The following is a 9,063-nucleotide window of genomic DNA, read 5'->3' as shown; positions in this document are numbered from 1 at the left end:
GCCGCACGCCGGTCGCGGCGGGAACGCCCCGTCAGCGCGAGCGCAGAGGGGCGGGCGTCAGTGGGCGCCGAGCGGTGGCCCCCGCCGCCGGGCGGAGTCGGCCAGCAGGACCGACGTGGGGCGCACGACCGCGACGACCTCGGCGAGCACACGGCGGCGCGGAGTCGGGACGAGAACGGTGGACGCCACGGCGACGCGGGCGCGCAGCCACTCGACGGCGCGGTCGGCCAGGGTGCGCAGCAGGGCGAGGGTCCGCTCCCCGCGGTGCAGGGCGAGGGTCGTGGCCGCGGCGGCGACGAGGTGCCAGCCCCACATCGCGGCATCCGGGGCGATCATCGCCAGGTCGGGACCCGTCATCTCGACGCGGGCGGCACCGTGGACGTGGCCGGCGACGCGGGAGTCGGGGGCGCCGAGCACGAAAAGGGTGTGGAACAGCAGCTGGCTCAGGGCGACGGCGGGCGCGAGACGCCACACCGACAGCCGGCGGCCGGCCAGGATCGTGCACACGACGAACGACAGCGCGAGCGGGACGACGATGCCGAACCACCCGGGGACGTCGCCACCGGCGGTGACGTGGGACAGCAGCGCGACGAAAGTGGCGAGGGAGGCGCCGGCGGCGCCGCGCGCGACGCGTGTCCCCCGGCCCTGTCGTCGCATGGGAGCCATTCTGTCAGGTCGGCGCGGGACCTCCCGCGCACCCTAGGCTGAGCGCGTGAATGCTCCCGAGCACACCGCCCCTCCGCCTCGAGCCGTCATCGCGGGATCCAGCGGATTCGTGGGCCGCGCCCTCACGGCGGCGTTCCGCGCGGACGGCTACGCCGTCGCCACGATCGGCCGCACCGGCACCGCGACGTGGGGCGATCCGGCCGGGATCGCGCGGCTCGTCGACGGGGCCGACGTTTTGGTGAACCTCGCGGGACGCATCGTGTCGTGCCGCTACACCGACGCGAACCGCGACGAGATCCTGCGCTCCCGGGTCGACACGACGCGTGCTCTCCACCGGGCGGTCCAGGATGCCGCGCACCCGCCGCGCGTCTGGATGAACGCCTCGACCGCCACCATCTACCGCCACGAGACCGAGCGCGGCAATGACGAGTTCGACGGCGTGATCGGCGACGGCTTCTCGGTCGACGTCGCCACGAGCTGGGAACGGGCGTTCTTCGGCGGAGACCTCCCCGCCACGCGCCGCATCGCCCTCCGCATGGCGATCGTCCTGGGCGACGGCCCCGCCACGCGCATGCTCCTCGCCCTGGGGAAGCTGGGCCTCGGCGGCCCGCAGATCGACAGCTGGTGGTTCCCGCACCGCCGCTACCGCGGCATCGGGACGCGACCGACCGGACCGGTGTGGTCGTCGTGGCACCGCACGCACGGACGGCAGCGGTTCAGCTGGATCCACATCGACGACGTCGTGGCATCCGTCCGCTTCCTGCGCGAACGGGACGACATCGACGGACCGGTCAACCTCGCCGCCCCGGGCGTGAGCGACAACCACACCCTCATGCGCGAGGTGCGGCGCGTCGCGGGGATGCCGGTGGGCCTCCCGGCCTTCCGCTGGATGCTCGACCCCGCCATGGCGATCCTCCGGAACGAACCGGAGCTGGTGCTCAAGAGCCGGTGGGCCGTGCCCGCAGTGCTGACGCGGGCGGGATTCGCCTTCGCGTACGACGAGCTGGGGCCGGCGCTGGATGCCGTGGCATCCGTGCGCCGGCCCCGGGCCCGCGATCTCTTCTCGGACTGAGAAGAGCGGATCGGTCAGGTGTTGCGGCGCACGAAGCGCAGCAGCGCGGCGATGACGCCGATGATCAGGATGATGATCCCGATCCACAGGAGGAACTTCACGGCCTCGACGAAGATGCCGAGGAACAGGAAGACGAGTCCGATGACGATGAGGAGGATGGCGAGTGCTGGCATGCTCCCCACTGTCCTCTGTCGGGTCTCATCGGCCCACGCCCTTGACAGAGACATCGGCGGCGAGGCACGCGCGTGTCAAGCACCTCTCGCGTGCGGGTGGTCCGGTCTAGCGTCGGACGCGTCACCGACAGAAAGGCGCATCATGGGCGATCGCGACACCACCGGACACGGCACCGGCCCCGAAGAGGGCGAGTACACCGAGGTCGAACTCCCCGACGGTGAGGAAGCCGGCCGCAACCTCGATGCCCCCGGCGAGTACGTCGACGCCGAGCTCGCCGACGGCACGGCCGCGCGTCCGCGCGCCGACGAGCCCGGGTCGTACACCGACGTCCAGCTCCCCGACGGCGACGAAGACCGCGACGACGTCGAACGGCCCGGCGAGTACACCGACCGCGATCGCTGAGTCAGCGCTCGAGCGTGACCTGCGGATCGGTCCGGTAGGCCGCGCGGTAGACGGCGACGAACGCGAGCACGTCGACGAAGCCCCACCGCAGAGCGATCTCCGCCACCGAAGAACGCGTCGGATCGGATGCCACGAGGTCCGCGTGCGCGGCGCTCACCCGGGCCTGCGCGAGGTAGGCCTCCGGCGTGACGGCGAGGTGCGCGTTCGCCGCGAAGGCCCGCCGCAGGCCGGCGGCGGACGTACCGACCGCGCGCGCGGCGTCGTCCGCCGTCACCGGGAGGGACGCGTGATCGTCCATCCAGCTCGTCGCGGCGGCGTAGATCGCGGCCTGTTCGAGAGCCGACGCCCGCCGTTCGCGCGGGTCGCCCGCGAGGGGGAACGCCTCGAGGGTCGCCGCGACGATCGCCCGCCGGACGTGGGCGCGCACGAGCGGCTCGGACAGCAGCGGCAGCTGCGTGAGCGACCAGCGCAGCGTCGCGAGCCAGTAGTCGCGCAGCCGCGGAGACACGGGAGCCGTTCCATCGAATCTCACCTCGAGGCTGTCGTCGCCGTAGATGACGCGCGCCGCTTCGGTGAGGTGCGCGGCATCGAACGCGACCATCTCGACGACTGTGCCGTCCGCGCGCCCGAGGAGTTCCTGACCGGGCTGCACGATGCCGGGCGCCACGCTGTACTCCCCTTCCACAGACCCGATGCGCCACGTGTACCCGGGAGTGGAGGTGGCGAAGAAGAAGCGATCGGCCTCGTAGACGACCTCGGCGCGACACCCCCAGGAAAGTCGTCGCAGGGCGAAGGCGTCATCGCCGGCGGCTCGCTCGGCGAGCGTTCCCGCGTCGGACTGCACGTCGACGCGCCCGTACTGGGTACGGAGCCATTCGAGGGCTTCGGCGGGCTCGGTCGTGCGGACGCGCGCGTCGAAGTAGTCGCTGCTCATGGACCTGCGGCACCTCGCTCCCGCTGGACTGCGCCAACGCCATAGTAGTTAACCCGCGGACCCCTCCGGCACGCTCTTCTCGCCCCCGATAGTTCACCCCTCCCCCGAAAGGCGCTCCCATGACCGACTCGCCCGTCATCCGAGACATCCATCCCGACGACGCGGGCGAGGTGCTGACGATCCAGCGCGCGGCCTTCGCGAGCGAAGCACTGATCTACGGCGACCCCGACATGCCGCCGCTGACCCAGACGCTCGAGGAGCTCGAGGCCGAACTCGTCGAGAACCTCGGCTGTGTCGCGATCGTGGGACACCGCCTCGTGGGCGCCGTCCGGGCACGGCTCTCGGGCGACCTGCTGCTCATCGGACGTCTCGCGATCGCCCCGGATCAGCAGGGCGGCGGCCTCGGGTCGAAGCTCCTCGCGGCGGTCGAGGAGCGCGGGCGCTCGGCCGGCGCCACCGAGGCCGAGCTCTTCACCGGCGGCCTCAGCGAAGCCAATCAGCGCCTCTACGAGCGCGAGGGCTACCACCGCACCGAGACGACCGCCGACGGCGAGATCTTCTACCGCAAGCCGCTCGCCTGACACCCCGGCATCCACCGACGCACCGCTTCGGCGACGCTCCGCCACCCGCCCCGCCGACGTCCCGCCCCGCCGGCGCCCCGCTCCGGCGACGCTCCGCCGGCGCGCCCCCGCCGGCGCCCCGCCCCGTTTCCCGCGTTCGGTGTCCAAGACACGCGGATGCCACGGCCGGCCGTCCGCGTGTCTTGGACACTCAACGGGTCGGGCGGGGCCGCGCACGCCCCGACCCGACCCGCCGGATCCTTACGGGGTCGGCATGCCGCCGTTGACGTTGAGGGTCTCGCCGATGACGTAGCTGGACTCCGCGGATGCCAGGTACACGTACGCCGGGGCGAGTTCGGCGGGCTGCCCCATGCGGCCGAGGGGCGTCTCCTCGCCGAACTCGGCGACCTTCTCCTGGGGCTGCCCGTCCGACACCTGCAGCGGCGTCCAGATGGGGCCCGGGGCGACGGCGTTGACGCGGATGCCCTTCGGGGCCAGCTGCTGACCGAGCGCCTTGGTGAACGCGTTGATCGTCGCCTTCGTCGAGGCGTAGTCGACGAGGATCGCCGACGGCGAGTACGCCTGGATCGAGGTCGTGTTGATGATCGCCGACCCGGCCGGCAGGTGCGGCAGCGCCGCCTTCGTCACCCAGAACATCGCGTAGACGTTGGTCTTGAACGTGGCGTCGAACTGCTCGTCGGTGAGGGTCTCGAGGTCTTCGTTGAACAGCTGCTTGCCGCCGTTGTTGACGAGGATGTCGAGCCCGCCGAGCTCCTCGACGGCCTGCGCGACGAGCGCGCGGCAGTACTCGGGGTCGCGGAGGTCGCCCGGGATCTGCGCGACGGTCGCGCCGGCCTCGCGCAGGATGCCGGCGATGCGATCGGCATCCTCCTTCTCCTCCGGCAGGTACGACATCGCGACCGACGCGCCCTCGCGGGCGAAGGCGATCGCGGTGGCCGCGCCGATGCCGGAGTCCGCGCCGGTGATGAGGGCCTTGCGCCCCTCGAGCCGGCCGCTGCCGACGTAGGTGTCCTCGCCGAGGGCGGCCTTGGGCGACAGCTCGGCATCCAGACCCGGCTCGGGCTGGTGCTGCTTCGAGGGTTCGATGTCGGCGTAGAGCTTCGCGGGGTCGGTGAAGGTGTACTGGCTGGTCATGGCGAGTCCTTTCAGGGGGGATGCCGGGGCGCGTGCCGCCCCGACGGGGGGAAGGTCAGCGGTCGCCGAGGTCTGCCTCGTCGACCACCTCACGGATGACGAGGGCGGCGTTGATGAGCGCGAGGTGGCTGAGCGCCTGCGGGAGATTGCCCCAGAACGCCCCGTCTTCCTCGGCGATCATCTCGGCGTACATGCCCACGTCGTTGGCCTGGGCCACGAGCGCGTCCATCGCCTCGATCGCCTCGGCGTGACGGCCGACGCACGCGAGCGCCGTCGCGCGCCAGAACGCGCACGCGACGAACGTGTGCTCCTCCTGGTCCATGCCGGTGTACCGGTAGACGAGGTGATTCTCGGTGCCGAGGCGTGCGGTGATGGCATCCACGGTCCTCGACATGCGCTCGCCACGGTCGAAACCGGTGGGCGCGTGCAGGAGCACCGACGCGTCGAGGTCGTCCGAGCCGGGGCGCAGGGTGTACGCCTGCAGGGTCTCCGACCAGCAGTTCTCCTCGACCCACGCGTGGATGCGGTCGCGCTCGGCGCGCCAGCGGTCGCCGTTGTCGGGGATGTGCCCGCCGTCGGCGAGCCACTGGGCGTCGTCGAGCGCTTTCCAGCAGCCCATCTTCGACGACGTGTAGTGCTCGAGTTGCGGCAGCTCCCACATGCCGGAGTCCTCGCGCCGCCACAGGTCGCATGTGCGGTCGGCGACGTCGGCGAGGAGCCGCCCGGTCTGGGTGTCGAGGCGGTTCCCGGCTTCGACGTAGGTGCGGCAGATCGCGAGGAGGTCCCCGTACACGCCGAGCTGCAGCTGTCCCTGCGCCGGGTTGCCCGTGACGACGGGAGGGATGCCATTCCACCCGGGCACCTCGTGCTTCTCGAGGCCGATGTCCGCTCCGCCGTCGAGGGTGTACATGACGCGGACTTCGGGGCCGTTCTCGCGGATCGTGCGGAGCATCCAGGACAGGGCCGCGTGCGTCTCCTCGCGCAGCCCGAAACCCACCCACGCGTGCGCGGTGTAGGCGAGGTCCCGCACCCACGCGAAGCGGTAGTCCCAGTTCTTGCCGCCCCGCGGGTTCTCAGGCAACGACGTCGTCGCCGCCGCCGCGATCGCGCCCGTCGGACTGAACAGCAGGAGCTTGAGCGCGAGCGCGCTGCGCTGCACGTCGTCCGCCCACGGCCCGTCGTACGAGAACTCGTCCGACCACATCGACCAGCCCGCGATCGTGCGGTCGATCCCGCGGTCGACGTTCTGCGCGTCGGGCACACGCAGCGGCTCCCCCTCGGTCGCGGCGATCACGAGGAGGTGGCGCGAGCCCTTCGCGGTCGTGAATCCTCCCGAGATGCTCTCGCTCCGCTCGTCGGGTTGTCCGTGGATGCCATGCTCGTGGCCGACCACGGCGAGGGAGACGTGACCGATCCGCATGATCGAGAACCCGTCGATGCGCTCGGTCCAGGGCGCGGCCGAACGGAGCATCGTGCCCGGCTGCACGCCCCACGCGAACTCGACCTCGCCGCGCACGCCCTCGACGCGCCGCGCGAGCTCGGCCCACGGCAACCGCCCCGCGATGCCGGTGACCATGGCATCCGTCAGCTTCGCCACACCGGTCGCGGTCGTGAAGGTGGTCTCGAGGACGTTGGTGTGCGGGACGTAGCGCCGCTTCACCGTGTACTCCCCCACCGGCGCGAGTTCGATGCAGCCGCCCGCGGAGTCGTCGACGAGCCGCGCGAACACGGGACGCGAGTGGAGATTCGGCAGCGGCAGCCAGTCGACGGAGCCGTCGAGCCCGATCAGCGCGACCGTGCGTCCGTCGCCGATCGCGGCGTAGTCGCGCAGCGGGCGGGACGGCGAGGGCGGGGTCGTGGGCACGGTCCCACGGTAGGAACCGCTGCGGGCTGGGCTTCGGGGGTTGTCGATCCCGGGTCGAGCGGGTACGGGGGGGGCGGTACCGCCGCGGAGCCCTCCTCGCAACCCCCGGCCGGGTGCCGCGGACGCGACCTAACGTCGAGGACGACCGCGAGTGAAAGGAACGCGCATGTCCACCACCACGAAGGACGCCCCGACCAAGAACCGCCGTCGCCCGGCCCGCGGCGGCAGCGGCCCCGAGACCACCGACGAGCAGAACGCCGAGAAGGGCTTCCAGGCCTCGGAGAAGCTCGCCGACAGCCTGCAGGCGGTCCTCGTCGACCTCATCGAACTGTCGATCCAGGGCAAGCAGGCGCACTGGAACGTCGTCGGCAAGAACTTCCGCGACACCCACCTGCAGCTGGACGAGATCATCGACGCGGCCCGCGAGTTCAGCGACACGGTCGCCGAGCGCATGCGCTCGCTGCACGCGCTGCCCGACGGCCGTAGCGACACGATCGCCGAGACGACCACGCTGCCGGAGTTCCCGCAGGGCGAGGTCGACACGGCCGAGGTCGTCGACCTCATCACCGAGCGCATCGACGCGACGGTCGGCACCGTCCGCGACGTGCACGACGACGTCGACGAGGAAGACCCCACGAGCGCCGACATCCTCCACTCCATCCTCGAGCGCCTCGAGCAGCTGTCGTGGATGGTCAGCGCGGAGAACCGCGTCGCGCGGAAGTAGCCGCGGCGAAGACGACACCGGATGCCGGGGCCTCAGGGCCTCGGCATCCGTCGTCCCCCCACCCCGCGCCGTGGGCTACCGTCGAGGGATCGACCGGGATGGGGGCCTCATGGACGATGCACGACACGACGACGCGGGATCGGGCGACCTGCGGGTGCGAGACCGACGGCGCACCTCGCCGCTCTGGTTCGCCGGGATCGGGGCGATCGGCGGCTTTACCGGGCTCCTGCCCTGGCTGATCGCGGGCCCCTTCCTCCCGCTCCAGAACCTCGGCGAGGCGCAGGATCCCTCGCAACCGGGCCCCTTCGTCCTGCTGCCGTACAGCCAGTACACGATCATCACGATCATGGTGCTCCTCGTCGTCGGGGGCGCTCTCGCGGGGGTTGTCGCGCGCGCCCGCGGCTCCCGCCCGGGATGGGGCCGTCCGCTCGCGACGCTCGCCGGGCTGATCGCCGTCGACCTCGTCGCGATCGTGCAGACCACGTCGGTCACGCGCTCCGTCCTGCAGGAGCGCAGCGAGTCCGTGGTGTACCTCGTGCTGCTCACCACGGTGGCGGTGCTCGCCGCCGTCGTCGCGTGGGCGGTGTGCCTGCTCGTGTCCGCGGCACCGCGGGCGGGAGCGGGTCTCGGGCTGGTCGTCGGCGCGGCCGCCGGAGGCTCCTGGCTCGCCGGGCTGCTGTTCCGCCCGTTCGAGTACGCCTCCCCGTTCGAGGCCGTGCTGCCGGTGCTCCCGTACCTCTCTCCGATCCTCGTCGGACTCGCGATCGCGTGGACCGGGGTGTCGTCGGCGGGGCGCATCGCCACCGCGATCGTGGGCCTGGGTCTGGTCTGGATCGTGCCGCCGCTGACGACGGCGCTCGCCTCCGCGGCGGGCTCGCGCGTGCTCGCTCACGACCTTCCGGGCATGGCGGACTACGCGGTGAACGTGTTCACGATGGCCTCGACGATGCCGGAACTGATCCTGCCGCCGATTCTCACCGCGCTCGTGGTGGCGGCGGCCGGTCTTCTCGTCGTCGGGCTGCGGAGGCGCCGGCGCATCGCCGGCGCGCCTACCGCATCCGCCGCGGCCCCTCGCTGACGGGGGTCCGCTCGCCGACGCCCGTCACCCTCGGGCGAACAGGAACGGAGGGTGCGGACCCTCGAGGCGGGCGACGGCGATCTTGACCTCGGTGAGCAACCCGCCGACCTCCTGGAGCCGGCGGTCGACCTCGGCGAATCGCTCGTCCGTGCGCGCTTCCAAACGGTCGAAGCGCTGATCCACTCGATCGAAGCGCGCGCTGGTCCGCTTTTCGACACGGTCGAGCATCCACTTCATACCCCCGAGAACGGAAGCCGAGCCCGAGAGCACGAGGCCGACCGCGGTCGCAATCATCGGCAGAGACTCCATGTTCGGCTCCTCTCGGGTGGGGTGATGCCCCCGACTGTAGGCGCACCCCACGTCGGCTGGAGCCCATCCCCGGGGCGAACCGTGCACAACTTCACCCCGCCGCCCACCGGGGAGGAGGGGGTCAG

Annotated in this window: 11 protein-coding genes; 5 read left to right on the top strand and 6 right to left on the bottom strand. The window is 71.9% G+C overall.

Features of this window, described 5'->3' with window-relative positions:
* Positions 1-57: 57 nt before the first annotated feature.
* Positions 58-657, bottom strand: coding sequence for a hypothetical protein (locus I5G_RS26610; RefSeq protein ID WP_022880167.1), 600 nt, complete (start codon positions 655-657; stop codon positions 58-60).
* A gap of 55 nt (positions 658-712) precedes the next feature.
* Here I5G_RS26610 and I5G_RS17165 point away from each other — a divergent pair, with 55 nt between their 5' ends.
* Positions 713-1,738, top strand: coding sequence for an epimerase (locus I5G_RS17165; protein ID WP_022880166.1), 1,026 nt, complete (start codon positions 713-715; stop codon positions 1,736-1,738).
* Positions 1,739-1,752: 14 nt separating this feature from the next.
* On the opposite strand, the gene I5G_RS26030 is transcribed toward I5G_RS17165, so the two are convergent.
* The gene (locus I5G_RS26030) at positions 1,753-1,911 is read right to left on the bottom strand and encodes a hypothetical protein (RefSeq protein WP_022880165.1); all 159 of its coding nucleotides are present in this window, start codon (positions 1,909-1,911) and stop codon (positions 1,753-1,755) included.
* Between the two features lie 142 nt (positions 1,912-2,053).
* On the opposite strand from I5G_RS26030, the gene I5G_RS17155 reads away from it, so the two are divergent.
* Positions 2,054-2,314 carry a hypothetical protein gene (locus tag I5G_RS17155; RefSeq protein ID WP_022880164.1) on the top strand — a complete coding sequence of 87 codons (261 nt, stop codon included), beginning with the start codon at positions 2,054-2,056 and terminating at the stop codon, positions 2,312-2,314.
* Between the two features lies 1 nt (position 2,315).
* On the opposite strand, the gene I5G_RS24155 is transcribed toward I5G_RS17155, so the two are convergent.
* Positions 2,316-3,248 (bottom strand): helix-turn-helix domain-containing protein, encoded by a 933-nt coding sequence (locus I5G_RS24155; protein WP_022880163.1) that lies wholly within the window; start codon positions 3,246-3,248, stop codon positions 2,316-2,318.
* Between the two features lie 119 nt (positions 3,249-3,367).
* Between I5G_RS24155 and I5G_RS17145 the strand changes: the two genes are divergently transcribed.
* Positions 3,368-3,829, top strand: coding sequence for a GNAT family N-acetyltransferase (locus I5G_RS17145; RefSeq protein ID WP_022880162.1), 462 nt, complete (start codon positions 3,368-3,370; stop codon positions 3,827-3,829).
* 240 nt (positions 3,830-4,069) lie between these two features.
* Here the strand turns inward: I5G_RS17145 and I5G_RS17140 are convergent, their stop codons facing one another.
* Together I5G_RS17140 and I5G_RS17135 are read right to left on the bottom strand one after the other, a co-directional pair.
* Complete coding sequence (locus I5G_RS17140) at positions 4,070-4,963, bottom strand: SDR family oxidoreductase (RefSeq protein ID WP_022880161.1); 894 nt, start codon at positions 4,961-4,963, stop codon at positions 4,070-4,072.
* Between the two features lie 55 nt (positions 4,964-5,018).
* A complete protein-coding gene (locus I5G_RS17135; RefSeq protein WP_022880160.1) occupies positions 5,019-6,827 on the bottom strand; it encodes a glycoside hydrolase family 15 protein in 1,809 nt (602 codons plus the stop codon).
* 166 nt (positions 6,828-6,993) lie between these two features.
* On the opposite strand from I5G_RS17135, the gene I5G_RS17130 reads away from it, so the two are divergent.
* Positions 6,994-7,551, top strand: coding sequence for a Dps family protein (locus tag I5G_RS17130; RefSeq protein ID WP_022880159.1), 558 nt, complete (start codon positions 6,994-6,996; stop codon positions 7,549-7,551).
* Positions 7,552-7,660: 109 nt separating this feature from the next.
* Positions 7,661-8,629, top strand: coding sequence for a hypothetical protein (locus I5G_RS17125; protein WP_022880158.1), 969 nt, complete (start codon positions 7,661-7,663; stop codon positions 8,627-8,629).
* A 24-nt stretch (positions 8,630-8,653) separates the two neighbouring features.
* Here I5G_RS17125 and I5G_RS17120 read toward each other — a convergent pair whose 3' ends face one another.
* Positions 8,654-8,938, bottom strand: coding sequence for a hypothetical protein (locus I5G_RS17120; RefSeq protein ID WP_022880157.1), 285 nt, complete (start codon positions 8,936-8,938; stop codon positions 8,654-8,656).
* Positions 8,939-9,063 lie beyond the last annotated feature (125 nt).

Origin of the sequence: Microbacterium sp. B19, from assembly GCF_000333395.1 — a bacterium.
Classification (GTDB): Bacteria; Actinomycetota; Actinomycetes; order Actinomycetales; family Microbacteriaceae; genus Microbacterium.
The sequence above is the reverse complement of the archived record's forward strand: the minus strand, read 5'-3'. Positions and strand labels throughout refer to the sequence as shown.